The sequence below is a fragment of the Pseudomonas sp. genome (assembly GCF_035554175.1).
Lineage (GTDB): Bacteria > Pseudomonadota > Gammaproteobacteria > Pseudomonadales > Pseudomonadaceae > Aquipseudomonas.
Genome location: NZ_DATMIV010000040.1, coordinates 17,184 through 42,694 on the forward strand (window position 1 = coordinate 17,184; position 25,511 = coordinate 42,694).

Consider the following 25,511-nt stretch of genomic DNA (forward strand, 5'->3'; position numbering starts at 1 on the left):
ATAACGGCGGGCAGGCACAGCAATAGACGGCAAAAAGCCTGGCATCGCCCACCGTGATGCCGCTGGATGGATCAGGCCGGTCTCCGGGCTCATGAGCGGCGTTGGCCTGACTGCGCGCCTTCCCGCTGTTGAGCAGTGGCATTGAACGCAGTTTTCACTCATTTACCGTTGCGGGGGCAGCGCCGGGATCGTCGTGGCTTCGCTTGAAGACCACCCTCACCGGCTTCCCTGTTTCACTCTGTCGACGCGAGGCCACAGAGCACCTGAAACAAGCGGCGAAGGTTAGAGGGTTGGGGGTGGAGCGTCAATTAAAGAGGCGCCCTGAGGATGAATAACTGCCGCCGGGCAATTATCCAGCGGCAATCTTGTGCCAGACTGTAACAAGTGATATCAAAGAGCCATGCTTTTTCCGAAAAGCTCACTACAACAATAAGGATGATGACGATGCAAGGCATGATCATCAGCAACCCGCGCCTGGAATTTCTGCGCCCGGTGCTGGAACGCTGGTTTGACTGTATCGATCGCTACAACAGCGTGCGCGGCGACAACGACACGCCCTACTGGCACGACGAAAAAGCCAATCTCGGCCTGCTCTCGGCGGCAGCGTGGATGGCCGAACTGGTCACGCTGAACGAAACGACCACGCGCAAACAGAACGAAGAAGGCGAGCGCAATGCCCGCGCCGATCTGCTCATTGCCGGGGCCGAAGACCGTGCGTTCATTCAGGCCACGCAACGCTGGCCACGAGTCAACAACCTCAATCTGACCCAGGCGCTGCTCGACATCACCGTTGACGCCAAGCGCATCAGCTACGCCAGCGATCTCAAGCTCGGCTGCCTGTTCGTCGCCCCGCAAAAAGCCCAACACAGCGCCAGTCCCGAAGAGTTGCAGGACATGGTCGATGATCTGCAAAAAGAGCACACCTGCGCCGTGGCCTGGTATTTCCCCTACGCCTATCGCAAATTGCGCAGCGAAGCGGGCAACTATCATCCGGGCATCGCCGTGCTGTTCAAGGAAGCTCGCGGCTGAGCAGTTGAACCATCGGGCCTGCGCCCTCCTCTATGATTAGGAATGCATTCATAGGGAAGATCAGCAATGCGCAAGGCCCAACTCGTTTTCGTCATCGCCCTCGCCGGAGGGCTCGCCGCCTGCGGTGAAACCTCCAGCCTGCAAGTCTCCGACGGCACCGGTCCGTCGCCGAAACTGCCCGAACCGAACAAGACCCTGATCCCGACGGTGAATATCGCTCCGGCAGTGGGCTGGCCAGACGGCGCCAAACCGACAGCGGTAGCCGGCACACAGGTCGCCGCGTTTGCCGAAGGCCTCGATCATCCACGCTGGCTGTATGTGCTGCCCAACGGCGATGTGCTGGTGGCGGAAACCAACGCGCCACCCAAACCGGATGACAGCAAAGGCATTCGTGGCTGGGTGATGAAAAAAGTCATGGGCAAGGCCGGCGCCGGCGTGCCGAGCCCGAACCGCATCACTCTGCTGCGCGACGCCGACCACGATGGTGTTGCAGAAACCCGCACGGTGTTTCTGCAGAACCTCAACTCGCCGTTCGGCATGACCCTGGTTGGCAACGATTTGTACGTGGCCGACACCGATCGCCTGCTGCGTTTCAACTACGAGCCGGGCGCTACCGAAATCAAGACCCAGCCGATCAAGGTCGTTGACCTGCCGGGCGGCACGCTGAACCATCACTGGACCAAAAATGTGATCGCCAGCAAGGACGGCAGCAAGCTGTACGTCACGGTCGGCTCGAACAGCAACGTCGGCGAAAATGGTCTGGATCAGGAAGAAGGCCGGGCCGCGATCTGGGAAGTCGATCGCGCGACCGGTAACCATCGAATCTTTGCTTCGGGGATCCGCAACCCCAACGGCCTCGCCTGGGAACCCACCAGCGGTGCGCTGTGGACGGCGGTCAACGAGCGTGACGAAATCGGCAGCGATCTGGTGCCGGACTACATCACCTCGGTCAAGGACGGCGGCTTCTATGGCTGGCCGTTCAGCTACTACGGCCAGCACGTCGATGTGCGGGTCAAGCCGCAGAATCCTGATCTGGTGGCCAAGGCCATCGCTCCGGATTACGCGGTCGGTCCGCACACGGCTTCGCTGGGCCTGACCTTCGCCGAGGGCAACCGCTTGCCGGCGCAGTTCAAGGAAGGCGCATTCATTGGCCAACACGGCTCGTGGAATCGCAAACCGCACAGTGGCTATAAGGTGATTTTCGTGCCGTTCAGCGCCGGCAAGCCGACTGGCCAACCGGTCGATGTGCTGACCGGATTCCTCGACAAGGATGAGAATGCATTGGGCCGCCCGGTGGGCGTGGTGATCGACCAGCAAGGTGGATTGCTGGTGGCGGATGATGTGGGGAACAAGGTGTGGCGCGTGTCGTCTGCCAAATAACTTACCGCCTGACACATAACAAATGTGGGAGCGAGCTTGCTCGCGAAAGCGTTGGATCAGTCAATATTGAATTGAATGACACACCGTCTTCGCGAGCAAGCTCGCTCCCACATTGGGTTTTGCTTTGTCTTGACTAGGGGTTATGCGCCAACTGCCCCGGCTGCAATACCCGCTTGGCGCTCAGATAAGCTTTCTGCCAGTAAGCCTTCGACAGGCTGTCGAGCTTGACCGTGCCGCCCGTCGCCGGTGCATGCACGAAGCGCCCTTCGCCGACGTAAATCCCCGCATGACTGACCTGGGAGCCGCCGTTGGTGGCGAAGAAAATCAGGTCGCCCGTCTGCAAGCCTTCCTTGCCGACATTCGGCGCCTGCATGACGATCATTTCGCGGGTTGAGCGCGGCAGCGAAATACCTGCTGCGTCGCGGTAGACAAACCCGATCAGGCCACTGCAATCAAAACCCGAATCCGGCGTGTTGCCGCCCCAGCGATAAGGCGTGCCGACCAGACCGAGTGCGCGGAACAGCACGTCCTCAGCAACGGGAGAGAAAGCCTGGGAGGGACCGAACACGATCGGCGCGCGAACCACGGGGGCTGGCGGCGGTGGGCGGCTGGCGCAGGCGCTGAGCAGCGCGGCGCAAAGGATCAAGGTGAGGCGGGCCGACATCGTCATAAGCAGAACATCCTGATCTGGCTGCGGCTTTCTCTGCCGAATGGACAGAAACAAAACCGCCTGCGTCATCACGCAGGCGGTTTGCCATCAATATAGATTCAGGATTCTAGCGGCTACGCGGCAAACTTCAAGTAAGACTTTAACTTCACCTTGTAAAGTTTACGTCTACTCCCTTGCCCGGCCTTTTTGCCGCCGCGAACGCGGCGACAAGGGGTTACTTGCGTGCGGTGACCACGGTCGGCGCCATCGCCAGTGCGCGCTTGGCTTCGATGAAGGTCTTGCTCCAGTAGCTGTCACCCAGGCTGTCGATGCGAACACCGCCGCTGCGACGACTGCTGGAGTGGATGAACTGGTTGTCGCCCAGATAGATCCCGGCGTGGCTGACACGACCGCGGCGACCATTGGTGGCGAAGAACAGCAGGTCACCCGGCTCAAGGTTGCTGCGCGAAACCAGCGGCGCATCGACGTTGATCATTTCACGGGTGGAGCGCGGCAGGTTCATGCCGGCCTCTTCGCGGAACAGGTAACCGATGAAGCCGCTGCAATCGAAACCGGCTTCAGAGGTCCCGCCGAAACGGTAACGGGTACCGATCAGTGACATGCCGCGTTCGAGGATGCTGTCGGCCAGCACCGGAAGCTGATAAGGCTTGCTGCCGTTGAACTGGTTGAGTTCTTTTTCGGTGTCCAGTTCTTCCTGGTAGATAACGGAAGTCTGGGCAGTAGCGGAATTCTTGACCTGTTGCGGCGGCTCTTGAACCGGAGAATGAGCAGCACAACCGAATAACAGGGTAACGAGTGCGAGAGGCACGAGGGGTGCGAAGCGCTTTAGCATGGGCACGACCGTGGCTGATAGTTGTAAAGAAGCCGAGACTATGCCCGCTATCGTCCTCATTTGCAAATTCAATCGAACTTTATGTGACTTCCCGGTTTCGCGTTTACATCTAAGCGCGTAACCCGCCCGGCGGGCGAATCACTCTGTGCAGGCGGATTTTCTGGCGCCTGAAAGCTGGCAAAAGCGTACTTTCACCAGCCCAGGGTTTCCTTGAGGAAGGGAATGGTCAGCTTGCGCTGCGCCTGTAAAGAGGCCTGATCAAGCTGTTCGAGCAGATCGAACAGCGCACTCATGCTGCGAGTACCGCGGGTCAGAATGAAGTGCCCCACCTCATCGGTCAGGTGCAGACCGCGACGCGAGGCGCGCAATTGCAGTGCCCGCAGTTTGTCTTCATCGGAAAGCGGCCGCATCTGGAAAATCAACGCCAGGGTCAGACGTGACTTCAGGTCGGCCAGTTTGATCGGCAGTTCACGCGGTGAGGTGGACGCGGCGATCAGCAGGCGTCGGCCACTGTCACGCAGGCGGTTGAACAGATGAAACATCGCCTCTTCCCAGTCAGCCTTGCCGGCGATCACCTGCAAGTCATCCAAGCAAACCAGCTCATACTGTTCGAGGTTATCGAGGATTTCCACACCGCGATCCATCAACTCGGCCAGCGGCAGATACACCGCCGGCTCGCCCATCTGTTCGAAACGCAGGCACGCCGCCTGCAACAGATGCGTGCGCCCGACGCCGTGCTTGCCCCACAGGTAGATCAGGCTCTCCGTCCACCCGGCGTCGGCTTCGCAAAGACGCTCGACATAGCCGAGTGCAGCGGCATTGGCGCCTGGGTAGTAGTTGATGAAGGTGGCATCGTCACGCAGACGCACACCTAGGGGCAGCTGAATCGGTTTCATGCTGACTGAACAGTTCTCAAAGGAACCGTTAGTGGCCTCTGTGTAAAGTTGCCGAAGTTTATACCCGTGAGGCTGAGCGCACAATGCGACAGACTCCAAGCAAAATCAAAGGTTTGCGTTAACCCACTGGTTTCATGGCAGATTATCTGGCGCCCTCGCCTGCACGACACCGGCCAGCCCGGCCAACCGCCGGGCCAGCCGCGACGTTACAGCTCAGGTTCGTCGACGCCGCTGTAGATCCCGGAATCCTTGTACAGATCGTGGACATGGCGCACCAGCACCATGATCACCGCCGCCACCGGCAGTGCCAGCAGCACGCCGGTGAAGCCGAACAACTCACCCCCCGCCAGAATCGCGAAAATCACCGCCACCGGGTGCAGACCGATGCGGTCACCGACCAGCAACGGCGTCAGCACCATACCCTCCAGCGCCTGACCGACCATGAACACCGCGACGATCCCGACCATCGGATACAGATCGCCACCGAACTGGAACAACCCAGCGATCAACGCCGCGCCGATGCCGATGACAAAGCCCATGTACGGAACGATGGCGGCCAGACCGGCAATCAGGCCGATCAACAGCCCCAGTTCCAGACCGACGATCATCAGGCCAGCGGCGTAAATCACCCCCAGCGCGACCATCACCAGCAACTGACCGCGCACGAACGCGCCGAGCACTTCATGGCACTCTTCGGCCAGCGAAACCACACGCTCTTCGCGATCACGCGGCAACAGGCTGCGAATCTTGCCCATCATCACGTCCCAGTCGCGCAGCAGGTAGAAGCTCACCACCGGGATCAGCACCAGGTTCGCCAGCCAGCCGATCAGCGCCAGGCTCGACGCTGTTGCCTGGCTCAGCACCACACCGACGATGTCGGTGGTCTGGCCCATGTGCTCGCTGATGGCCGCTTTGACTTTGTCGAACTTCCAGAAGCCGTCCGACAACCCCAGTTTCGCCTGCGCCCACGGCACAGCGGTGTGCTGCAACCAGTCGAGCATCTGCGGCGCCAGCTCATACAAGCGCAGCAACTGCTTGGCGAGCATCGGCACCAATACCAGCATCAATGCGGTGACGATGAGCGTGAACAACGCGAACACGGCTATCACGCCCCAGGTGCGCGACAAGCCCAGACGCTCCAGTCGATCCACCAGCGGATCGAACAGATAAGCCAGCAACAGCGCGACCAGAAACGGCGTGAGGATCGGGTGCAGCAACCATACAAACGCGCAAAGCAGGACAACCCCACCGAGCCAGAACCAACGCCGCGTATCGGCCATTTACCACTCCTGATGCTTCTATATAAGGAAAGACTTACCAGCGAAACCGCAAGGACGGTGCCGCCGCTGTCGGGGTTGGCGGCGCAACCGCTGGCGCACCCTCAACGGCAGGCTGCACCGGCGCCACGGGAGCCGGCGCTTCGGCGGGCAGCTCCTGCAACTTTGCCAGTGCCAACTGCGCACGCAGCTGATCGGCACTGCCATTGACCCGGTAGACGATGCGATCGCCCTGCACGCTTTGCAGACGCACGCCGAACGGTTCGAGTAACCGCAGCAGCGCCGCGTAATGATCCAGATTCATGCCTTGCACTTCCAGCGTCTGCTGACCCGACGCCCCCGGCCTGGCGACAAACCGCGGTGCCAGGCGCTCGGCCACCGCCAGCATGACCGCGTCGGCGACGGCGGCCTGATCGGCGCCCTGCACGCTGCCGGCCTCTTTCTGATCACCAAGCCACAACCGCCATTTCGCCTGCCACTGCCCGCCTTCTTCGCGAGCATGTACCGTCAACAAGGCGTCGGCGTTGTAGCGTTCCGAAGCACTGCGCAACGGCGCGGGGTCAGCGCTTTCCAGCGCCGGCGCGGTGGCCACCAGTTGCTCGCTGAGATCCGCCAGCGGCAAACGCAGTGGCAAACCGCGATGTTGCGCGGCCGTGCGCAACGCTGTGGCTGCGGCTTGACCGTCACCGACCAGACTCGCACCTTCAGTTGAATCGTTCAGCCACCAGCTGAGGATCGACGGCCGACTGGCGCCCCACACCGGCAACCCGGCCCGGCGCAAGGCCTGCTCGGTGGTCGCCGGATCGAAATCGACTTTCAGCACTTCCGGGGGCCCGGCATCGAAACCGAACTGGCTGATGATCTGTTGCGGGTCCTTGCGAATTGGCGCCAGCCCCGGGTTCTGTGCGGCTTTCGGGTCACCGGTCAGGCGCAGCACCAGAGTATCGAGCGCGGCCTGCGTGGCACGATCGCGCTCTTGCGCAGCCTGGCCGTTGACCGGCTGTCGGACCTGATACAGACCTTTGAGGTTTTCGGCATGGCTCGCCAGGCTGACCAGTGTCAGGCAGCCTACAAATAATAATTTACAGAAACGCATGGAAAATTCCCGTCGACAGGAGCGGCTGGAACACGCCGCGTGAACCGTTTGAGCAAGGCTCTGACCCTCACCGCGCGCAAAACATTCACGCCGCAGCGCTAAGTTTTTGCACAGTGCTAACGATAGACGGTTAATCGCCACACCTTATACAGCCAGTCATACGTTGCGATTGCAAAAAATTTCCGCCGATATGGCCCTGCCCGTCGGTGCGAGGATGGCCGCTGCCCCTCAAGCCTGATAAAATCGCGCGCCTTCGCAGACCGGCAACAGCCGGGCCCCTCGAAACTCGCGTGAGGCGATCGCCCATCGAGTTCGATGTTCCCGCTGAACTCGGTCGTTACCCCCTGAATCCCCTCCCCTAAAGGCCTGGATCATGAGCAAGCAACCCTCCCTGAGCTACAAGGACGCCGGTGTAGACATCGACGCCGGTGAAGCATTGGTCGAACGCATCAAGAGCGTCGCCAAGCGCACTGCGCGCCCGGAAGTCATGGGCGGCCTGGGCGGTTTCGGCGCCCTCTGCGAAATCCCGGCCGGCTACAAGCAGCCGGTGCTGGTCTCCGGCACCGACGGCGTCGGCACCAAGCTGCGTCTGGCGCTGAACCTGAACAAGCACGACAGCATCGGCATCGACCTGGTCGCCATGTGCGTCAACGATCTGGTGGTGTGCGGCGCCGAGCCGCTGTTCTTCCTCGACTACTACGCCACCGGCAAACTGAACGTCGACACCGCTGCCCAGGTTGTCACCGGCATCGGCGCTGGCTGCGAACTGTCGGGTTGCTCGCTGGTCGGCGGCGAAACCGCTGAAATGCCAGGCATGTACGAAGGCGAAGACTACGACCTGGCCGGCTTCTGCGTCGGCGTCGTGGAAAAAGCCGAAATCATCGACGGCTCGAAAGTCGCCACCGGTGACGCGTTGATCGCCCTGCCATCCTCCGGCCCGCATTCCAACGGCTACTCGCTGATTCGCAAGATCATCGAAGTCTCCGGCGCCGACATCGAGAGCACCCAGCTCGACGGCAAACCGCTGACCGACCTGCTGATGGCCCCGACCCGCATCTACGTCAAGCCACTGCTCAAGCTGATCAAGGACACCGGCGCGGTCAAGGCCATGGCCCACATTACCGGTGGCGGCCTGCTCGACAACATCCCGCGCGTTCTGCCGAAAGGCGCTCAGGCCGTGGTTGACGTGGCCAGCTGGACTCGCCCGGCCGTGTTCGACTGGCTGCAAGAGCAGGGCAACGTTGACGAAACCGAGATGCACCGCGTGCTCAACTGCGGCGTCGGCATGGTCATCTGCGTGGCTCAGGAGCACGTTGAAGTTGCTCTGAACACCCTGCGTGACGCCGGCGAGCAGCCTTGGGTCATCGGTCAGATCGCCGTTGCCGCCGAAGGCGCTGCGCAGGTCGAGCTGAAGAACCTCAAGGCTCACTGATGCCAAAGCCCTGTAATGTCGTGGTGCTGCTGTCCGGCACCGGCAGTAACTTGCAGGCTCTGATCGACAGCACGCGAACCGGCGACAGCCCGGTCCGCGTCGCTGCGGTGATTTCCAACCGCGCCGACGCCTACGGCCTGCAACGCGCCCGCGACGCGGGCATCGCCACCCGCTCGCTGGATCACAAGGCATTCGAAGGCCGCGAAGCCTTCGATGCCGCGCTGATCGAACTGATCGACAAATTCAATCCCCAACTCGTGGTGCTGGCCGGCTTCATGCGCATTCTCAGCGCTGATTTCGTGCGCCACTACCAGGGTCGCCTGCTCAACATTCATCCGTCGCTGCTACCCAAATACAAAGGGTTACACACTCATCAGCGCGCGCTGGAGGCCGGCGACACGGAACATGGCTGCTCGGTGCACTTCGTCACCGAGGAACTCGATGGCGGGCCACTGGTCGTACAGGCAGTATTACCGGTAGAGTTGCACGACACGCCGCAGAGTCTGGCGCAGCGAGTCCACGTTCAGGAACACCTGATCTATCCGATGGCAGTACGCTGGTTTGCCGAAGGCAGACTGACGCTCGGGGAACACGGTGCCTTACTCGACGGCCAGTTACTCGCCGCCAGCGGTCACTTGATTCGAAACTAGGAGATATTATGCGTCGCGCCCTGCTCTTCGCTTGCGCTCTGCTTACCCTGCCCTTCGCACAGGCAGCAGACCTTCAACCGTTCTCCGCCAGCTACACCGCCGACTGGAAGCAGTTGCCCATGAGCGGCACTGCCGAACGCAGCCTGACCAAGGAAGCCAATGGCGTCTGGAAACTCAGCTTCAAGGCGTCGATGATGATCGCCAGCCTGATCGAAGAAAGCACTCTGAAGCTGGACAAGGACACCTTGCTGCCACAGTCCTACCACTTCGAACGTGGTGGTCTGGGCAAAGCGAAAAAGGCTGACCTGGATTTCGACTGGGCCAACAAACTGGTGACCGGTACCGACCGTGGCGACGCGGTGAAGATCCCCCTGAACCGTGGCATGGTCGACAAGTCGACCTATCAACTGGCGCTGCAGCATGACGTCGCCGCCGGCAAGAAAAGCATGAGCTATCAGGTGGTTGATGATGGCGAAGTCGATACCTACGACTTCCGCGTGCTGGGTTCGGAAAAGGTCGACACCAAGGCCGGCCAGATCGATGCAATCAAGGTCGAGCGCGTCCGCGACCCGACGCAAAGCAAGCGCATCACCGTGCTGTGGTTCGCCAAGGACTGGGATTACTTGCTGGTGCGCCTGCAGCAGGTCGAGACTGACGGCAAGGAGTACAACATCATGCTCCAGGACGGCACGGTCAACGGTAAACCCGTCAAAGGCAGCTGATCCCGCTGCTGCAACGAAAGAGCCCCGCGAATGCGGGGCTTTTTATTTGCCCACAGTTTTCGCAAACACACCATCTCCTGTAGGAGCTGACGAGTGAAACGAGGCTGCGATCCTTTGATCCTGACCTTGAATCAACATCAAAAGATCGCAGCGTGCCGCAGCTCCTACATGGGTCTCGTCGCCTGTTCACTCAGACGGAGAACCGCGCCACCATCCCATTCAGATCCACCGCCAACCTTGACAACTCCTGGCTCGCCGCGCTGGTCTGATTCGCCCCTGCCGACGATTGCATCGCCAGATCACGAATGTTCATCAGATTGCGATCCACCTCCCGCGCCACCGCCGCCTGCTCTTCGGAAGCACTGGCAATGACCAGATTGCGCTCGTTGATCAAGGTAAACGCCGAGGCAATCTCCTCCAACGCCGAGCCTGCGCTCTTGGCCAGTTCCAGAGTCGAGCGCGCCCTTGCGTTGCTCTGCTGCATCGAACTGACCGCCGAATCGGTACCCTGCTGAATCCCGCCGATCATTTGCTCGATTTCCTGAGTCGACTGCTGGGTACGATGGGCCAGCGCCCGTACTTCATCTGCCACTACCGCAAAACCACGCCCTGCATCTCCGGCGCGCGCGGCTTCAATCGCGGCGTTGAGTGCGAGCAGATTGGTCTGTTCGGCAATCGAGCGAATCACATCCAGCACTTTGCTGATGCCATGAACCTTTTGCGCCAGCGCCTCGACCTGCGCCGCATTATTGGTGACGTCGCCAGCCAGAAACTCGATCGACGTCACCGTCTGCTGCACCTGCTCACGCCCTTGCCGGGCGATACGGTCGGACTCGCGGGAAGCTTCGGACGTGGCCACGGCGTTGTTCGCCACCTCTTCCACTGCCGCTGTCATCTGATTGACCGCCGTGGCCGCCTGTTCGATTTCCTGGCTCTGCTGGTGCAGGCCGCGCGTGGCGTCTTCGGTGACGCTGCTCAGCTCTTCAGCGGCCGAGGCCAATTGAGTGGATGACTCGGAGATACGCCGGATCGTATCGCGCAGGTTGTGTTGCATGCGCTTCAGCGCTTGCAGCAGGCGCGCCGGTTCGTCTCTGCCGGCGATGTGAATGTCACCCGTCAAATCCCCGCCCGCCACAACTTCGGCCACGCTGAGCGACTGCGTCAATGGCACAACAATGCTGCGAGTCAGCAGCAACGCCAGGCCGATGGTAATCAGCGCGGCCATTGCAATCATTACCCCGACCCACAACCGCGATTGATTGAACACCAGTCGCGCCGTCTCGGTGGCCAGATTGGCATTGTGTTTATTCATCTCCACCAGATCGCGCAGAGTGGCAGCGATCTCGTCGGCCAGCGGACTCATCTGATCATTGAGAATCGCTGACGCGTCGGCGACCCGATTTTGCGCCGACAGCTGCAGGACCTGTGCCTGCAGCTCAAGGTATCTGTGCTCGGCGCCCTTGAAGCGCTCGAACAGCACACGTTCCTCAGGTAACGCGATGAGTCGGTCATAACGCTGCTGCGCTTCAGTCAAGCCACTGCGCAGTTCGTTGAGCTTGGCGACGTTCTGCTCCAGTGCCTTGGGATCACGGTTGAGCAACAGGCGCATGGTCAACGCGCGCAGGCGCAGCATGTCCTGACTCAACTCACCGACCGCCATCACACTCGGCAGCCAGTTGTTGTCGACCTCATCGGATTGCGCGCGCATGTTCGACATCTGCAACAAGGCGAATGCGCCGAGGGCAAACACCATCAAGGCCAGCAGGCCGAACCCCATACCGGCGCGGGGGGCAATATTGAGACTACGGATATTCATCACTCTGGCTCCTTCCAAAAACGCTGCATCAGCCTGCAGCAGGTTGCTTTAGAAGGTATCGGCCTTGCGCGGAATTTGCGTAAGACCAAAAAGCGATATCAACGGGACGGTTCTACTTCGAACCCTTTTGAGCCTCAGCGCTGAGCCGCGGATTTGGCTGCGCCACGCGGCAATATCGCCAGAAAATTATCCCGTGCGACCTTGCGCGCCACTGCTTCCGGCAACCCATCCAGAAACGGCTGATAGCTGTGCAGTTCCTGACCGAGCTTGTTGAACCGCCCTACCACGTCGGAGCCGAGCATGAACCGATCGGGGTATTTCTCCACCAATGCCAGCCACTCCGCCCGCGGCTTGCCCTGCTCGTCCAGCAGATACGGGGTGAGCATGCTCCACGACAAATCAATGAACAGGTTCGGATAGGCTTCAAGCATGCGCGTCAAGGTTGGCAGCAGAAATGGCAACTGGGTCTGATGCCGATGAATCTCGGCGCTGGTGCCCGCATGCGCCCAGATGAATCTCGTGTGCGGATGATTGCGCAGCGGTTCTTCGACTTCCTTCAGGTACAGCGGATTTTTCTCACGCTTGGAGGTGATGTTGGAGTGCAGCATCACCGGCAGATCGTTTTCCGCTGCGAGGTGATAGATCCTGGTCATGGCCTCGTTGTTGGCCCGAGGCGTGTCACCTGAAGTGAGCGCCGTCAGATCATCGTGCCGGGTAAATACCTCGCCGATGCCCTGCCAGAGCCCGGGATACAGATCGAGCATGCGCTGGATGTGTGCGGCGGAATTCTTGTCGTTGGGATTGAAACCGGACAGGAACGGATGAAAGTGCTGACGCTGCTGCGGGGAGAGTTTCTGCACCGCATCGGCAATGATCACATCGGTGGCGCTGTACCAGTAGGCATCGGCATCATCACCAGCGTAATAGCGCGGACGCTTGGGCTCGTCTTCGTGCCATTTCTTCGCCACAGGAATGCCGGATATCATCACGTGCTCGATGGAGTTTTCTCGCATGGCCGTAAGCAATTTCTGCATGCCCGCGGTTTCCTGGAAAAAATCCACGTAATGCAGGTGCGCATCGCTGTAGGTGTATTCACGGGCGCTGACGCTACCGGCAAACAGCAGCAGGCAGGCGAGACTCAAACGAGACAAGGGCACAAGTAATCTCCGGCAGATGGGCATAGCCTAGACCGCGCCCGGACGACAAGGGTTCATCCGCCGGAAGGTGGAACGCGAACCTGCGGGAATGCTCTATAACTGCAAGGTCTGTTTTGATCGAACGATTTTTCCTGCCGCCTGTGAGGTTTCCATGACTGTCACCGTCAATACCGTCTCCGCCGAAGGTTTTCGTCACACCGTCCAGATCGATGATCACGAATTGTTTGCCGACGTGCCAAAGACTGCCGGTGGTGAAGGCACCGCCCCTGAACCACACGATTATTTCGACGCTGCGCTGGGCGCCTGCAAAGCGTTGACCCTGAAGATGTACGCGAAGAAAAAAGACATCCCGCTGACCGGCGTCGGTGTTGAAGTCAAACGTGACAACAGCGAGGAGCAGAAAGGCAAATACGCCCTGCATGTCACCCTCACCCTCAAAGGCGTACTGACCGACGCCCAGCGTGAAGAACTGCTGCGCGTCGCTGATCGCTGCCCGATTCACAAGTTGATGACCACCAGCGAGGTGACCATCGAGACCCACGCACCTCAAGGCTTCGACAGCCAATAATCCTCCCGATGCCAGCGGCGGGTTATGCTTCTGGCATCACCCGCCCAGCCTGGAATGCACCATGGACACGCCACCCCTGATCATCCGCCCGCGCGCTGAAGACGTCGAAGGCCAGCCGATTCTGCGCTCGCTGCCGTCAGCCAAATGCCGCAATGTCGGGCCTTTCGTGTTTTTCGACCACATGCTCGAGACGGTTTATCCGACAGGCAAAGGCATGGATATCCGACAGCATCCGCACATCGGTCTGTCAACGCTCACCTATTTGTTCGAAGGGCAACTGCAGCACAAGGACAGTCTGGGCTCCGATCAGTTGGTCAATGCTGGCGATGTCAGCTGGATGACCGCCGGCAGCGCGATTGCCCACGTCGAGCGCACGCCTGCACCGCTACTCGCCGAGACCTTTGCATTGCACGGCTTGCAAGTCTGGCTGGCCTCGCCCAAAGAGCACGAGCAAGGTCCCGGGCATTACAGCCACCATCCGGCGGCGACCTTGCCGGTCAGCGATAACCTGGGCGTGCAGATTCGCATGATTGCCGGGTCAGGCTTTTGCCTGGAATCGCCGGTGCCGGTGCTTTCTCCTACGCTGTACGCCGAAGTGAAGATGCAGACTGCGACCACTCTGCTGATTCCGACCGAGCATGCAGAACGCGCGGTGTATGTATTGAGCGGCGATGCGCAGTTGAATGGCGAGGCGATCGAACCGCATGCGCTGGTAGTGCTGCCGACGGGCGAAGAAATGAGCCTGTTTGCCGAAAGCGGTGTGCATGCAGTGGTGTTCGGCGGCGCGGCGCTGGACGGGCCGAGACGGATCAACTGGAACTTCGTCGCCAGTGATCCGGCGGCGATTGATGAGGCGCGGCGCAAGTGGGCGGCAGGTGATTGGCCAACGGTGCCAGGGGAAGTCGAGCGGATCGAACTACCGGCAAGCCGTTAAAAGCAAAAGATCGCAGCCTTCGGCAGCTCCTACACCGGATTCATGTAGGAGCTGCCGAAGGCTGCGATCTTTTGATCTGAGGGCAATCAGCCCTTGAACACTTCATCGAGCAAATCATGCATCGACTTGAACGCGCGCTTTGCGGTCTTTTCGTCGTACATCATTTTGCCCGGGACGTTGGCATGCGGATCGGTAAACGAGTGCACCGCGCCGCCATAGCTCAGCAGCTGCCAGTCAACCTTCGCAGCGTTCATCTCATCCTCGAACGCTGGCAGTTGCTCCTTCGGCACCAACGGATCGGACGCGCCATGCAGCACCAGCACCGAGCCCTTGATGTTCTGCGCATCCGCCGGGTTCGGCGAATCCAGGGTGCCGTGGAACGACACCGCTGCTTTCACCGGCGCGCCAGTGCGGGCCAGGTCCAGGGCGCAGCAGCCGCCGAAGCAGAAGCCAAACACCGCCAGTTTCGAGGTATCGACCGCCGCCTCACCCTGGCTTTGCAATTGCTCGAACGCTGCTTGCAGACGTTTGCGCAGCAGCGCGCGGTCGTCCTTGAGTGGCGTCATCGCCGCCAGCGCCTGATCAGCATTCTGCGGGCGCACGGCCTGACCATAGACGTCAGCAATCAACACCACGTAACCCTTGGCGGCCACCGCTTTGGCGATGTCTTCAGCGCCGGCGCTGACACCCATCCAGTTCGGCGCCATCAGCAACCCCGGGCGCGCGCCCTTGTGCTCGGCGTCAAACGCCAGACGCCCCTCGTAAGGCTGGCCGTCAATCTGATAGACCACGGAATGTACAGTGACTTGGCTCATTTCTGACTCCTGATTGTTTAAACACCAGAACGAAAAAACCCGCCGAAGCGGGTTTTTCCTACAACGTGGTCAAACCGACAGTTCAACCAGCAGCTTGTTCAGACGGCGTACATAAGCGGCCGGATCCTTCAAGCTGTCGCCCGCCGCGAGGGCGGCCTGATCGAAGAGGATGTGCGACAGGTCGCCAAAACGCTCTTCGCTCTGCTCGCCATCGAGTTTCTCGATCAGCGGGTGGCTTGGGTTGAATTCGAAGATCGGCTTCGAATCCGGGACTTTCTGCCCGCTGGCTTCGAGGATCTGGCGCATTTGCAGGCCCAGGTCCTGCTCGCCGATGGCCAGAATGGCCGGCGAATCGGTCAGGCGATGCGACACACGCACCTCAGCTACAGAATCGCCCAGCGCGGTTTTCAGACGCTCGACCAGACCTTCTTTGGACTTGGCGACTTCTTCTGCAGCTTTCTTGTCCTCTTCCGAGTCCAGGTTGCCCAGATCGAGGTCACCGCGTGCGACGTCGACAAAGGTCTTGCCGTCGAATTCACTGAGGTAGCTCATCAGCCACTCGTCGATGCGATCGGTCAGCAGCAGCACTTCGATGCCTTTCTTGCGGAAGACTTCAAGGTGCGGGCTGTTCTTGACCTGCGCGTAGGTTTCGCCGGTAAGGTAGTAGATCTTGTCCTGACCTTCCTTGGCGCGGGCCAGGTAGTCGGCCAGACCGACAACCTGCTCGCCGTCGTCGCCTTGGGTCGATGCGAAACGCAGCAGACCGGCAATTTTCTCTTTGTTGGCGAAATCTTCTGCCGGGCCTTCTTTCATGACCTGACCGAAGTTTTTCCAGAAGCCCTTGTATTGCTCAGGTTCGTTCTTCGCCAGTTTTTCCAGCATGTCGAGCACACGCTTGGTCAGCGCGGTTTTCATCGAATCGATGATCGGGTCTTTCTGCAGGATTTCACGCGACACGTTCAGCGACAGGTCGTTGGAATCGACTACGCCTTTGATGAAGCGCAGGTACAGCGGCAGGAACGACTCGGCCTGATCCATTACAAACACACGCTGCACGTACAGCTTCAGGCCCTTCGGCGCTTCACGCTGGTACAGGTCGAACGGCGCGCGGGCCGGCACGTACAGCAGCGAGCTGTACTCGAGCTTGCCTTCAACCTTGTTGTGGCTCCACGACAGCGGATTCTCGAAGTCGTGAGCGATGTGTTTGTAGAACTCCTGGTATTCCTCGTCTTTGACTTCAGTGCGCGGACGGGTCCACAGGGCGCTGGCGCGGTTGACGGTTTCCCATTCAACGGCCGGTGCCTCTTCGCCTTCGGCCGGAGTGACTTCCTTCGGCAGTTCGATCGGCAAAGCGATGTGGTCGGAATACTTCTTGATAATGTTGCGCAGACGCCAGCCATCGGCGAACTCGTCTTCACCGGATTTCAGGTGCAGGACGATGCGGGTACCGCGTTCTGGCTTGTCGATGGTGGCGACTTCAAACTCGCCCTCGCCCTTCGACGACCAGTGCACGCCTTCGCTGGCGGCAGTGCCGGCGCGACGGCTGTAGACATCGACTTTGTCGGCAACGATGAAGGCCGAGTAGAAGCCCACGCCGAACTGGCCGATCAGGTGCGAATCTTTCTTCTGATCGCCGGAAAGATTTTTCATGAAGTCGGCAGTGCCGGATTTGGCGATGGTTCCCAGATGGGTGATCACATCGTCACGGTTCATGCCGATACCGTTGTCTTCGAGGGTGACGGTCTTGGCGTCCTTGTCGAAGCTCACACGGATTTTCAGGTCAGCGCCACCTTCGAGCAACTCAGGCTTGGCCAGGGCTTCGAAGCGCAGCTTGTCGACAGCGTCAGAGGCGTTCGAGATCAATTCGCGAAGGAAAATTTCCTTATTCGAATACAGCGAATGGATCATGAGGTGCAGCAGCTGCTTTACCTCGGTCTGGAAGCCCAGGGTTTCCTTTTGAGTTTCCACACTCATGGTCATCAAACTCCAATCAGATGGCATTGGCCGCGACCCGAATGGTCTGCGGCGGGTTGTCATCTGAGTTGGGGGCGCTGTTCAGGATTTCAAGGGCTCATCAATTTTGAAGTGCGCGCGGGCCGTGGCGATTGGCTCGCCCTCGGTACTCTGCCACGCAGTGATCGCGACGTTGGCCACGCGACGGCCCTGGCGGCAGACCTGACACCTGGCCCAGGTGTCGCGAAACTGCCCGGCCCGCAGGAAATCGAGGGAAAAGTCGATGATCTTCGGCACACCGGGGGTGCCGGTAAAAATCAGCAGATGCAGGGCCGCCGCCAGCTCCATGAACCCGGCAATTACCCCGCCGTGGATCGCCGGCAATAAAGGGTTACCAATGTTGTCTTTGTTCGCCGGCAGCTTGAACAGCAACTCATCGCCCATCCGTGAGCATTCGATGCCGATCAGCCCGGCATAAGGGATCAGCGCCAGCAGCGATGCATAATCGCCCTGTGCGTGGGCCTGCTGCAGCTGTTCCCTGAGATCGTTGCTCATTGACCGGCTTCCTTGCTAGCGCCCGCGAAACCTTTGCTGCCCTTCAAGCCGATGCCCATGCGCATGAATGTGCCGACGACATGGGCGATTGGCTGGTCAGGATCGTCCTGGTAGGCAAAGCCACGCGCGAAGATCACATCCGTAGTGACGCGATAGCACTGGGCAAAGCCATACACATCTTTGTTTGGTTCAGCGGCGTGCATGTAGTCGATGCGCAGATCGAGGGTCGGGCAGACCTCGAACTGCGGCAGCACACATAAGGTCGACATGCCGCACGCCGTGTCCATCAACGAGGTGATGGCGCCGCCATGGATCACTCCGGTTTCGGGATTGCCGACAATTATTTCGCTATAAGGCAGGATTACTGTCAGCCCGTCACAGGAGGCACTGTGCACTCGCAGACCCAGCACCTGGCAGTGACGAAGCGCCGACAAAAAGCGCGTCGCACGCTCAAAAACGGGGTTTTCGGCCATCTGATAATTACTCGCGTTTGGGCCTTGTGCCAGTATTGAGAAATGCGGCAAAAGTTCCGTGATAAAACAAACTTATATATCTGAAACAAATGAGGAACTTAACCTGTAGCGGCAAGCTCTTAAGGCCAGTAGTTATTTTCCATAAGGAGAAACACCCCATGCGTAAGACTTTAGCTATTGCCTTGATGTTGACCGCTTCCCTCGGTCTCGCTGCCTGCGATAAAAAATCCGAGGACAAAGCTCAAGATGCCAACCAACATGCTGAGCAAGCTCAGCAAGACATGAACAAAGCTCAGGATAAAGTGAACGACGCAGCAAAAGAAAACGCCGAAGCTGCCAAAGCTCAGGCTGAATCGAACGCCGCTGCTCAAGAAGAAGCCGCCAAAAAGCAATAAGCTTTTCGGTGTGAAAGGAAAACCCGCCAAGTGCGGGTTTTCTTTTGCCCGCAATTTACCAGCCTAGAGCAACACCGTTCTAAAAGTCGGACTAATCATCAGCAACAACGAACATATGAGGCCAACTAACCAGATCAGGCTGCGCAACTTGGGCAAATCGGCCAGGTAGAACCACAGATAGAAAATCCGCGAGATCACGAAGAGGATCGCCAGCGTATCGATCAGCCAGCCCGTCGTCTGCGTGGTGTGCGCCATCAGCACAGCAACCGCAAACAATACAAACGCCTCGATACTGTTTTGATGGGCCGCCAGCGCCCTGGCACCAAACCCGGTCAACTGCGCCTGTTGCTGGCGCGGCAGATGATTGTCGTATCCGCCCTGCTCTTTCATGGCCTTGGCCACCGGCATGCGCGCCACATAGATCAATAAAGCACTGATAAACACACACCAGAACGGAATACTCATTGCACAGCCTCTTTGTTCGCCTCAGGGACGGGCGCTTCTGTAGGGGTATAGACCATGACATCGAGAACGTCGGAATGAAACTCACGGCGATACAACACCACCACCACACCGGCGCTCATGATCATGAACAGCCACGGGCTGACAAACCAGGCCAGCATGCTCATGCCGAAGTAGTAAGAGCGCAGACCGAAGTTGAACTGGTTGGCTGCCATCGAAATCACCCGAGCCGCTCGTGAGGCGAAGGCCTTACGCTCCTGCTCGGTGACCTGGCGCTCGCCGATCATCGGTGCCGAACCGACCAGAATCGCCGCGAAGTTGTATTGGCGCATGCACCAGCTGAACGTAAAGAACGCATAGACGAACACCAGCGCCAGACACAGCAACTTGATCTCCGACATGCCCTGCGACGCCTGCTGCACCATCGGAATATCCGCCAACAACGACACCGCGCGCTCGGACGCACCGAGCACGGTGAGAATACCGGCGAGAATGATCAATGTGCTGGAGGCGAAGAACGAGGCGTTGCGCTCCAGATTACCGATCACGCTGGCATCGGCGATACGGTTGTCACGCAACAACATGCGGCGCATCCAGTCTTCGCGGTACAGGTGCAACACGCTGGCCAGACACGCGGTATCGCGGGCCTTCCAGGTGGCATAACGGGTGTAACCGCCCCAGCAGACGACGAACCAGACGGCGGCGAGCAGGTGGATCAGATTGGCTTGGATGAACGACATGCAATTCCTTGTGATGAGACGCGGTACATCAGAAACCTGTGGGAGCGAGCTTGCTCGCGAAAGCGGTGTATCTGTTGGCATTGAGGGTGACTGCCAATACGCTTTCGCGAGCAAGCTCGCTCCCACATGGAGACCAGGCAACTCTTTCGACGTTAGTTCAGTCAAAAAGACACTGCCTCCCGCGAATAAAAAATGCCCCGTATCGATTGATACGGGGCATTTCTGTTTAACCGTGCTGAACCCGCTTGTGGCGGATCAGAACACGTCAGGCAACCGCTTCGCTGCGCTTGCCCAGCAGGCGATCACACACCACTGCGACCACCAGGGTCATCACGCAAGGCACCAGCCACGCCAGCCCCTGCTCGCTCAGCGGGAGGTGGGTGAGCCGGGTTGGCATCCAGTCGGCCAGACCGGCGCCTTTCAACGCATCGATGGTGCCGAACACAAACGACACCAGCATCACCGGTCCGAGGATCCGCGCATGTTCATGCCAGAAATCCTTGCAGAAGCTCAGCGCGACCAGAACGATGCACGGCGGGTAGATCGCCGTCAGCACCGGAATCGAGAAGGCAATCAACTTGGTCAGACCGAGGTTGGATACCAGCAGCGAAAACGCCGCGAGAATAATGACCAACGTCTTGTAGGACAACGGCAGCACACGGCTGAAGTATTCAGCACAGGCACAGGTCAGGCCCACCGCCGTAACCAGACACGCCAGCGAGATCAGCACCGCGAGGAAACCGCTGCCCAACAAGCCGAAGGTATGTTGCACATAGGCATGCAAGACCGCTGCGCCGTTGGTGGCGCCGACCGCGACTTCATGGCTGCCGGAGCCGAGACGGAACAGGCTGACGTACACCAGCGCAAGTCCGACGCCGGCAATCAGTCCGGCGATGATTGCGTAACGGGTGATCAACTTCGGCGACTCGACACCACGGGAGCGGATCGCGTTGACGATCACAATGCCGAATACCAGCGCACCGAGGGTATCCATGGTCAAGTAACCATTGATGAAGCCCTGGGAGAACGGTGCGGCGACGTATTCCGGCGTGCCGTTACCGATATCACCCGCCGGCAAGGCGAATGCAGCGATACCCAGCACTGCCAGCGCGATGATCTTCAGCGGTGCGAGGAAGCGGCCGACCGTATCCAGCAGACGCCCGGGGTAGAGCGAAATGAAGAACACCAGCAGGAAATACACCGAGCTGTAAAGCAACAGCGCCAACGGGCTTTCGCCGGTCAATGGCGCCAGGCCCACTTCAAACGATACGGTTGCCGTACGCGGGGTGGCGAACAGCGGGCCCACCGCCAGATAGCAAGCGGCTGCGAGAATACCGCCAGCGATCTTGCCGATGGGGCTGCTCAACGCGTCCATGGCGCCGCCGACCTTGGCCAGCGCCACCACAGTGACCACCGGCAAGCCTACGGCGGTGATCAAAAAGCCCAGCGCGGCCATCCAGACATGAGGTCCGGCCTGCAGGCCAACGATCGGCGGGAAAATGATGTTACCGGCCCCGACAAACAGGGCAAACGTCATAAAACCAAGTGCCAGGATGTCCTGACCTTTCAAAACTTTCATTAAGGTAATACCACACTACTGAAATCGGAATTTAGAGGGGGATTGCCCTGTGGGATTAGGGAAATGCTGTCGATCCGTATGGGACTGACCTTTAAAGCGCGTGGCTACCTTGTGGGCGGCGGACGCAAAAATGGCTGCCAGCCTAACGAATTTGGCTGACAAACGCACTGTTAGAGGGCGAACTATCCGATACGCGACGTTTCGGTGTCGCGTTTACATAAGAAAAGCAGCCGCAAGCTACAAGTTTCAAGCTGCAAGCTTCTATCTTGCAGCTAGCTGCTTGAAGCTTGCCGCTGCTCTGAAACGACAAAGGCTACCCGAAGGTAGCCTTTGTTGCTGGAGCTGAAAGTCAGCCGAAGCTTACTTCTTCACTTCCCAGCCAGTCAGCTCGGCCAGGGCCTTGCCGATGTCTGCCAGCGAACGCACGGTTTTTACGCCTGCGTCCTGCAGCGCAGCGAATTTCTCGTCTGCAGTGCCTTTGCCGCCAGAGATGATTGCGCCAGCATGGCCCATGCGCTTGCCCGGAGGAGCAGTCACACCAGCGATGTAGGAAACAACCGGCTTGGTCACATTGGCCTTGATGTAGGCAGCCGCTTCTTCTTCAGCCGAACCGCCGATCTCGCCGATCATCACGATCGCTTCGGTCTGCGGGTCTTCCTGGAACAGCTTCAGGATGTCGATGAAGTTCGAACCCGGGATCGGGTCACCGCCGATGCCCACGCAAGTGGACTGACCGAAACCGGCGTCAGTGGTCTGCTTCACAGCTTCGTAGGTCAGGGTGCCGGAACGCGAAACGATACCGACCTTGCCTGGCAAGTGAATGTGACCTGGCATGATGCCGATCTTGCATTCGCCTGGGGTGATCACGCCTGGGCAGTTAGGGCCGATCAGGACCACGCCCAGCTCGTCGCATTTGACCTTGGCGTCCAGCATGTCCAGGGTAGGAATGCCTTCGGTGATGCAGACGATCAGCTTGATGCCGCCGAAGGCCGCTTCCAGGATCGAGTCCTTGCAGAAAGGAGCCGGAACGTAGATCACGCTGGCGGTGGCGCCGGTGGCTGCTACGGCTTCTTTCACAGTGTTGAACACTGGCAGGTTCAGGTGAGTGGTACCACCCTTGCCTGGAGTCACGCCGCCGACCATTTTGGTGCCGTAGGCAATGGCTTGTTCGGAGTGGAAAGTACCCTGCGCGCCGGTGAAGCCCTGGCAGATGACTTTGGTGTCTTTATTGATCAGGACGCTCATTACTTGCCCTCCGCAGCTTTAACGACTTGTTGAGCAGCGTCGGTCAGGCTGGTAGCAGCGATGATGTTCAAACCGCTTTCTGCCAGTACTTTAGCGCCCAGTTCAGCGTTGTTGCCTTCAAGACGAACAACAACCGGGATTTTCACGCCGACTTCTTTCACTGCACCGATGATGCCTTCGGCAATCATGTCGCAACGAACGATGCCGCCGAAGATGTTAACCAGTACTGCAGCGACATTGCTGTCGGACAGAATGATTTTGAAAGCTTCGGTCACGCGCTCTTTGGTAGCACCACCGCCTACGTCGAGGAAGTTGGCAGGCTTGCCGCCGTGCAGGTTGACGATGTCCATGGTACCCATGGCCAGACCGGCGCCGTTGACCATGCAGCCGATGTTGCCCTCCAGGGCCACGTAGTTCAGTTCGAACTTGGCAGCGTGCGCTTCGCGCGGATCGTCCTGCGACGGATCGTGGAAAGCCTTCAGCTTGGGCTGACGGTACATGGCGTTGGCGTCGATGTTGATCTTCGCATCGAGGCAGTGCAGATCGCCGTCAGCCTTGATCACCAGCGGGTTCACTTCCAGCAGAGCCAGGTCGTGGTCTTTGAACAGCTTGGCCAGACCGACGAAGATCTTGGCGAACTGAGTGACCTGCTTGCCTTCCAGACCCAGCTGGAATGCCAGCTCGCGACCCTGGGATGGCTGAGCGCCAACCAGTGGATCGATAGTGGCCTTGAGAATTTTTTCTGGAGTGTCGTGAGCGATTTTCTCGATGTCCACGCCACCTTCGGTGGAAGCCATGAACACGATGCGACGGCTCGAACGGTCAACGACAGCGCCCAGGTACAGCTCTTTAGCGATATCAGTGCACGATTCAACCAGGATCTTGGTGACTGGCTGGCCATTGGCGTCAGTCTGGTAAGTCACCAGACGCTTGCCCAGCCACTGCTGTGCGAAGGCCTTGGCGTCTTCTTTGTTGCGAACCAGTTTTACACCGCCCGCTTTACCGCGACCACCGGCGTGAACCTGGGCTTTGACGACCCACTCGTTGCCGCCGATCTTGTCGCAAGCTTCTGCTGCTGCTTCCGGGGTGTCTACTGCGTAACCAGTGGAAACTGGCAGGCCGTATTCAGCGAACAGCTGCTTACCCTGATACTCGTGAAGATTCATGCTTTTTACCGTCTTCGTTAGGTACTGCGCATTCGGCGCTGCGCTCGTTTGAGTGCCGCGCCACCTGTGACTGCTGCTTGCGTAGCTGAGCTACGCAAGACTGCGTCCGGCGGACATTCCGCGGTGAGTCTTGCTCGCAAGGCTCACGACGGGCCGCTACCGCCGTGGTTTCTTATTGTGTGTCTTAACGCTTCTTGCGGTTGGCAATGTGGATGGCGCCGCCATTCACTGCCAGAGCAGCTTCGTGCAAGGCTTCGGACAGGGTCGGATGGGAGAAAACCATCATGCCCAGGTCTTCAGCGCTGGTGCCGAATTCCATACCGATCGCGCCCTGCTGAACCAGTTCTGCAGCGCTCGGGCCAATCACGTGCACGCCCAATACGCGGTCGGTCTTGGCATCGGCGATGACCTTGACGAAACCACCGGTATCGTTGGCTGCCATGGCACGGCCGGAAGCGGCGAACGGGAAGGTGCCAACGTTGACTTCAACGCCTTCGGCCTTCAGAGCCTGTTCGGTTTTACCAACCCACGCGATTTCCGGGTGAGTATAAATAACCGAAGGGATCAAATCATAGTTCATCTGAGCCTTGTGGCCCTTGATGCGCTCGACGACCATGATGCCTTCTTCCGAAGCCTTGTGCGCCAGCATCATGCCGCGAACCACGTCACCGATTGCGTAAACGCCCGGTACGGTGGTCGCGCAGTGATCGTCAACGTGCACGAAACCGCGCTCGTCGAGGGTCACACCGCTGTCGGCAGCCAGCAGATCAGTGGTCACCGGGCGGCGACCAACGGCTACGATCAGCTTGTCGAAAGTGATGGTCTGTTCGCCGTTGGCATCGGTGTAGTTGACGACAACTTCTTCACCGTTGACTTTCGAACCGGTAACGCGAGCGCCCAGCTTGATGTCCAGACCCTGCTTGGTCAGGGTCTTCAGCGCTTCCTTGGAAACAGCGGTGTCGGCTGCCATCAGGAACGTGTCCAGCGCTTCCAGAACAACCACTTCGGAACCCAGACGCGACCACACCGAACCCAGTTCAAGACCGATCACGCCAGCGCCGATCACGCCCAGACGTTTAGGAACGGTCTGGAATTCCAGAGCGCCAGTCGAATCGACGATGACTTTCTGGTCAACCGGAGCCGGTGGAATGTCGATCGGACGCGAACCTGGCGCGAGGATGACGTTTTCCGCTTCGATGACTTCAACCGAGCCGTCCGGCTTGGTGACTTCGACTTTCTTGCCGGCCAGCAGCTTGCCGTGGCCCTGGATCGAAGTAACGCCGTTGGCCTTGAACAGGGTGGCAACGCCGCCGGTCAGGTTCTTGACGATGCCAGCCTTGCGGCCAACCATCGCAGCGACGTCCATTTTGACTTCGCCGGTCGAGATCCCGTGAACGTTGAAGCTCTCTTTGGCTTCCTTGTATTTCCACGAGCTGTCCAGCAGCGCCTTGGAAGGAATGCAACCTACGTTCAGGCAGGTACCGCCCAGGGCTTGCTTGCCCTCTGCGTCGGTGTACTTCTCGATGCAGGCAGTGGTCAGGCCCAACTGAGCAGCCTTGATGGCCGCTACATAGCCGCCAGGGCCGGCACCGATCACTACTACGTCAAATTTCTGCGACATTCAAAAAATCCTCTTTAGCAATAAAGCTACAAGCCGCAAGCTTCAAGC

The 25,511-nt window shown here is 59.3% G+C and carries 25 protein-coding genes and 1 riboswitch; of the genes, 8 read left to right on the plus strand and 17 right to left on the minus strand.

The genetic code is table 11. The features are described from left to right. Positions 1–57: 57 nt before the first annotated feature. Positions 58–282, minus strand: a riboswitch (cobalamin riboswitch). A gap of 162 nt (positions 283–444) precedes the next feature. Beyond that, positions 445–1,029, plus strand: coding sequence for a hypothetical protein (locus VNV36_RS18110; RefSeq protein ID WP_325719073.1), 585 nt, complete (start codon positions 445–447; stop codon positions 1,027–1,029). Positions 1,030–1,095: 66 nt separating this feature from the next. Further along, a complete protein-coding gene (locus VNV36_RS18115) occupies positions 1,096–2,409 on the plus strand; it encodes a PQQ-dependent sugar dehydrogenase (RefSeq protein ID WP_325719076.1) in 1,314 nt (437 codons plus the stop codon). 133 nt (positions 2,410–2,542) lie between these two features. On the opposite strand, the gene VNV36_RS18120 is transcribed toward VNV36_RS18115, so the two are convergent. From VNV36_RS18120 to VNV36_RS18140, 5 genes are all read right to left on the minus strand, one after another. Further along, the gene (locus tag VNV36_RS18120) at positions 2,543–3,079 is read right to left on the minus strand and encodes a C40 family peptidase (RefSeq protein WP_325719078.1); all 537 of its coding nucleotides are present in this window, start codon (positions 3,077–3,079) and stop codon (positions 2,543–2,545) included. A gap of 214 nt (positions 3,080–3,293) precedes the next feature. Then, entirely contained in the window at positions 3,294–3,911 is a 618-nt protein-coding gene (locus VNV36_RS18125) for a C40 family peptidase (protein WP_325719080.1), read from the minus strand. A gap of 191 nt (positions 3,912–4,102) precedes the next feature. Continuing rightward, positions 4,103–4,807, minus strand: a complete 705-nt coding sequence (gene hda, locus VNV36_RS18130) for a DnaA regulatory inactivator Hda (protein WP_085682934.1) — start codon at positions 4,805–4,807, stop codon at positions 4,103–4,105. 206 nt (positions 4,808–5,013) lie between these two features. Continuing rightward, complete coding sequence (locus VNV36_RS18135; RefSeq protein WP_325719084.1) at positions 5,014–6,087, minus strand: AI-2E family transporter; 1,074 nt, start codon at positions 6,085–6,087, stop codon at positions 5,014–5,016. 34 nt (positions 6,088–6,121) lie between these two features. Beyond that, entirely contained in the window at positions 6,122–7,180 is a 1,059-nt protein-coding gene (locus tag VNV36_RS18140) for a DUF2066 domain-containing protein (RefSeq protein ID WP_325719086.1), read from the minus strand. Positions 7,181–7,553: 373 nt separating this feature from the next. Between VNV36_RS18140 and purM the strand changes: the two genes are divergently transcribed. From purM to VNV36_RS18155, 3 genes are read left to right on the plus strand one after another with little or no spacing between them, the layout of a single operon-like run. Next, positions 7,554–8,612 (plus strand): phosphoribosylformylglycinamidine cyclo-ligase, encoded by a 1,059-nt coding sequence (gene purM, locus VNV36_RS18145; protein ID WP_325719088.1) that lies wholly within the window; start codon positions 7,554–7,556, stop codon positions 8,610–8,612. Beyond that, complete coding sequence (gene purN, locus VNV36_RS18150; protein ID WP_325719090.1) at positions 8,612–9,262, plus strand: phosphoribosylglycinamide formyltransferase; 651 nt, start codon at positions 8,612–8,614, stop codon at positions 9,260–9,262. Before purM ends, purN begins: the two co-directional genes overlap by 1 nt. Positions 9,263–9,270: 8 nt before the next feature. Then, a complete protein-coding gene (locus VNV36_RS18155) occupies positions 9,271–9,984 on the plus strand; it encodes a DUF3108 domain-containing protein (RefSeq protein WP_325719092.1) in 714 nt (237 codons plus the stop codon). Positions 9,985–10,174: 190 nt separating this feature from the next. Here the strand turns inward: VNV36_RS18155 and VNV36_RS18160 are convergent, their stop codons facing one another. Continuing rightward, positions 10,175–11,800, minus strand: a complete 1,626-nt coding sequence (locus VNV36_RS18160) for a methyl-accepting chemotaxis protein (protein WP_325719094.1) — start codon at positions 11,798–11,800, stop codon at positions 10,175–10,177. Positions 11,801–11,934: 134 nt separating this feature from the next. Next, positions 11,935–12,981: an amidohydrolase family protein gene (locus VNV36_RS18165; RefSeq protein ID WP_414705527.1), complete on the minus strand. Its 1,047-nt coding sequence runs from the start codon at positions 12,979–12,981 to the stop codon at positions 11,935–11,937. Between the two features lie 127 nt (positions 12,982–13,108). Here VNV36_RS18165 and VNV36_RS18170 point away from each other — a divergent pair, with 127 nt between their 5' ends. Together VNV36_RS18170 and VNV36_RS18175 are read left to right on the plus strand one after the other, a co-directional pair. After that, a complete protein-coding gene (locus VNV36_RS18170; protein ID WP_186551036.1) occupies positions 13,109–13,525 on the plus strand; it encodes an OsmC family protein in 417 nt (138 codons plus the stop codon). A 61-nt stretch (positions 13,526–13,586) separates the two neighbouring features. Further along, the gene (locus tag VNV36_RS18175; RefSeq protein ID WP_325719099.1) at positions 13,587–14,459 is read left to right on the plus strand and encodes a pirin family protein; all 873 of its coding nucleotides are present in this window, start codon (positions 13,587–13,589) and stop codon (positions 14,457–14,459) included. 86 nt (positions 14,460–14,545) lie between these two features. Here VNV36_RS18175 and VNV36_RS18180 read toward each other — a convergent pair whose 3' ends face one another. The 4 genes from VNV36_RS18180 to VNV36_RS18195 form a co-directional block, all read right to left on the minus strand. Then, on the minus strand, positions 14,546–15,274 hold the full coding sequence (locus VNV36_RS18180; RefSeq protein ID WP_325719102.1) for a dienelactone hydrolase family protein: 729 nt from the start codon (positions 15,272–15,274) through the stop codon (positions 14,546–14,548). Positions 15,275–15,343: 69 nt separating this feature from the next. Beyond that, entirely contained in the window at positions 15,344–17,248 is a 1,905-nt protein-coding gene (htpG, locus tag VNV36_RS18185) for a molecular chaperone HtpG (RefSeq protein WP_071171478.1), read from the minus strand. Positions 17,249–17,329: 81 nt separating this feature from the next. Further along, positions 17,330–17,782 (minus strand): PaaI family thioesterase, encoded by a 453-nt coding sequence (locus VNV36_RS18190; protein WP_325719107.1) that lies wholly within the window; start codon positions 17,780–17,782, stop codon positions 17,330–17,332. After that, positions 17,779–18,255, minus strand: coding sequence for a PaaI family thioesterase (locus VNV36_RS18195; protein WP_325719109.1), 477 nt, complete (start codon positions 18,253–18,255; stop codon positions 17,779–17,781). Before VNV36_RS18195 ends, VNV36_RS18190 begins: the two co-directional genes overlap by 4 nt. 158 nt (positions 18,256–18,413) lie before the next feature. Here VNV36_RS18195 and VNV36_RS18200 point away from each other — a divergent pair, with 158 nt between their 5' ends. Beyond that, positions 18,414–18,650: a hypothetical protein gene (locus tag VNV36_RS18200; RefSeq protein ID WP_007959016.1), complete on the plus strand. Its 237-nt coding sequence runs from the start codon at positions 18,414–18,416 to the stop codon at positions 18,648–18,650. A gap of 63 nt (positions 18,651–18,713) precedes the next feature. Here the strand turns inward: VNV36_RS18200 and VNV36_RS18205 are convergent, their stop codons facing one another. The 6 genes from VNV36_RS18205 to lpdA all read right to left on the minus strand — a co-directional run bounded on the left by VNV36_RS18205 (position 18,714) and on the right by lpdA (position 25,463). After that, positions 18,714–19,115 carry an MAPEG family protein gene (locus VNV36_RS18205; protein WP_325719113.1) on the minus strand — a complete coding sequence of 134 codons (402 nt, stop codon included), beginning with the start codon at positions 19,113–19,115 and terminating at the stop codon, positions 18,714–18,716. Beyond that, complete coding sequence (locus tag VNV36_RS18210) at positions 19,112–19,852, minus strand: DUF599 domain-containing protein (RefSeq protein WP_325719118.1); 741 nt, start codon at positions 19,850–19,852, stop codon at positions 19,112–19,114. The genes VNV36_RS18205 and VNV36_RS18210 overlap by 4 nt, the downstream gene beginning before the upstream one ends. 265 nt (positions 19,853–20,117) lie before the next feature. Further along, positions 20,118–21,431 (minus strand): branched-chain amino acid transport system II carrier protein, encoded by a 1,314-nt coding sequence (brnQ, locus tag VNV36_RS18215; protein ID WP_325719120.1) that lies wholly within the window; start codon positions 21,429–21,431, stop codon positions 20,118–20,120. A gap of 360 nt (positions 21,432–21,791) precedes the next feature. Next, complete coding sequence (sucD, locus tag VNV36_RS18220; RefSeq protein WP_253500475.1) at positions 21,792–22,676, minus strand: succinate--CoA ligase subunit alpha; 885 nt, start codon at positions 22,674–22,676, stop codon at positions 21,792–21,794. Next, a complete protein-coding gene (gene sucC, locus VNV36_RS18225) occupies positions 22,676–23,842 on the minus strand; it encodes an ADP-forming succinate--CoA ligase subunit beta (RefSeq protein WP_325719123.1) in 1,167 nt (388 codons plus the stop codon). The genes sucD and sucC overlap by 1 nt, the downstream gene beginning before the upstream one ends. A 184-nt stretch (positions 23,843–24,026) precedes the next feature. Then, the gene (gene lpdA, locus VNV36_RS18230) at positions 24,027–25,463 is read right to left on the minus strand and encodes a dihydrolipoyl dehydrogenase (RefSeq protein WP_325719125.1); all 1,437 of its coding nucleotides are present in this window, start codon (positions 25,461–25,463) and stop codon (positions 24,027–24,029) included. Positions 25,464–25,511 lie beyond the last annotated feature (48 nt).

Coding starts and splice junctions, on each gene's coding strand:
- VNV36_RS18110 (WP_325719073.1), top strand. CDS start 445: ATGCAAGGCATGATCATCAGCAACCCGCGCCTGGAATTTCTGCGCCCG.
- VNV36_RS18115 (WP_325719076.1), top strand. CDS start 1,096: ATGCGCAAGGCCCAACTCGTTTTCGTCATCGCCCTCGCCGGAGGGCTC.
- VNV36_RS18120 (WP_325719078.1), bottom strand. CDS start 3,079: ATGACGATGTCGGCCCGCCTCACCTTGATCCTTTGCGCCGCGCTGCTC.
- VNV36_RS18125 (WP_325719080.1), bottom strand. CDS start 3,911: ATGCTAAAGCGCTTCGCACCCCTCGTGCCTCTCGCACTCGTTACCCTG.
- hda (WP_085682934.1), bottom strand. CDS start 4,807: ATGAAACCGATTCAGCTGCCCCTAGGTGTGCGTCTGCGTGACGATGCC.
- VNV36_RS18135 (WP_325719084.1), bottom strand. CDS start 6,087: ATGGCCGATACGCGGCGTTGGTTCTGGCTCGGTGGGGTTGTCCTGCTT.
- VNV36_RS18140 (WP_325719086.1), bottom strand. CDS start 7,180: ATGCGTTTCTGTAAATTATTATTTGTAGGCTGCCTGACACTGGTCAGC.
- purM (WP_325719088.1), top strand. CDS start 7,554: ATGAGCAAGCAACCCTCCCTGAGCTACAAGGACGCCGGTGTAGACATC.
- purN (WP_325719090.1), top strand. CDS start 8,612: ATGCCAAAGCCCTGTAATGTCGTGGTGCTGCTGTCCGGCACCGGCAGT.
- VNV36_RS18155 (WP_325719092.1), top strand. CDS start 9,271: ATGCGTCGCGCCCTGCTCTTCGCTTGCGCTCTGCTTACCCTGCCCTTC.
- VNV36_RS18160 (WP_325719094.1), bottom strand. CDS start 11,800: ATGAATATCCGTAGTCTCAATATTGCCCCCCGCGCCGGTATGGGGTTC.
- VNV36_RS18165 (WP_414705527.1), bottom strand. CDS start 12,981: ATGCCCATCTGCCGGAGATTACTTGTGCCCTTGTCTCGTTTGAGTCTC.
- VNV36_RS18170 (WP_186551036.1), top strand. CDS start 13,109: ATGACTGTCACCGTCAATACCGTCTCCGCCGAAGGTTTTCGTCACACC.
- VNV36_RS18175 (WP_325719099.1), top strand. CDS start 13,587: ATGGACACGCCACCCCTGATCATCCGCCCGCGCGCTGAAGACGTCGAA.
- VNV36_RS18180 (WP_325719102.1), bottom strand. CDS start 15,274: ATGAGCCAAGTCACTGTACATTCCGTGGTCTATCAGATTGACGGCCAG.
- htpG (WP_071171478.1), bottom strand. CDS start 17,248: ATGAGTGTGGAAACTCAAAAGGAAACCCTGGGCTTCCAGACCGAGGTA.
- VNV36_RS18190 (WP_325719107.1), bottom strand. CDS start 17,782: ATGAGCAACGATCTCAGGGAACAGCTGCAGCAGGCCCACGCACAGGGC.
- VNV36_RS18195 (WP_325719109.1), bottom strand. CDS start 18,255: ATGGCCGAAAACCCCGTTTTTGAGCGTGCGACGCGCTTTTTGTCGGCG.
- VNV36_RS18200 (WP_007959016.1), top strand. CDS start 18,414: ATGCGTAAGACTTTAGCTATTGCCTTGATGTTGACCGCTTCCCTCGGT.
- VNV36_RS18205 (WP_325719113.1), bottom strand. CDS start 19,115: ATGAGTATTCCGTTCTGGTGTGTGTTTATCAGTGCTTTATTGATCTAT.
- VNV36_RS18210 (WP_325719118.1), bottom strand. CDS start 19,852: ATGTCGTTCATCCAAGCCAATCTGATCCACCTGCTCGCCGCCGTCTGG.
- brnQ (WP_325719120.1), bottom strand. CDS start 21,431: ATGAAAGTTTTGAAAGGTCAGGACATCCTGGCACTTGGTTTTATGACG.
- sucD (WP_253500475.1), bottom strand. CDS start 22,676: ATGAGCGTCCTGATCAATAAAGACACCAAAGTCATCTGCCAGGGCTTC.
- sucC (WP_325719123.1), bottom strand. CDS start 23,842: ATGAATCTTCACGAGTATCAGGGTAAGCAGCTGTTCGCTGAATACGGC.
- lpdA (WP_325719125.1), bottom strand. CDS start 25,463: ATGTCGCAGAAATTTGACGTAGTAGTGATCGGTGCCGGCCCTGGCGGC.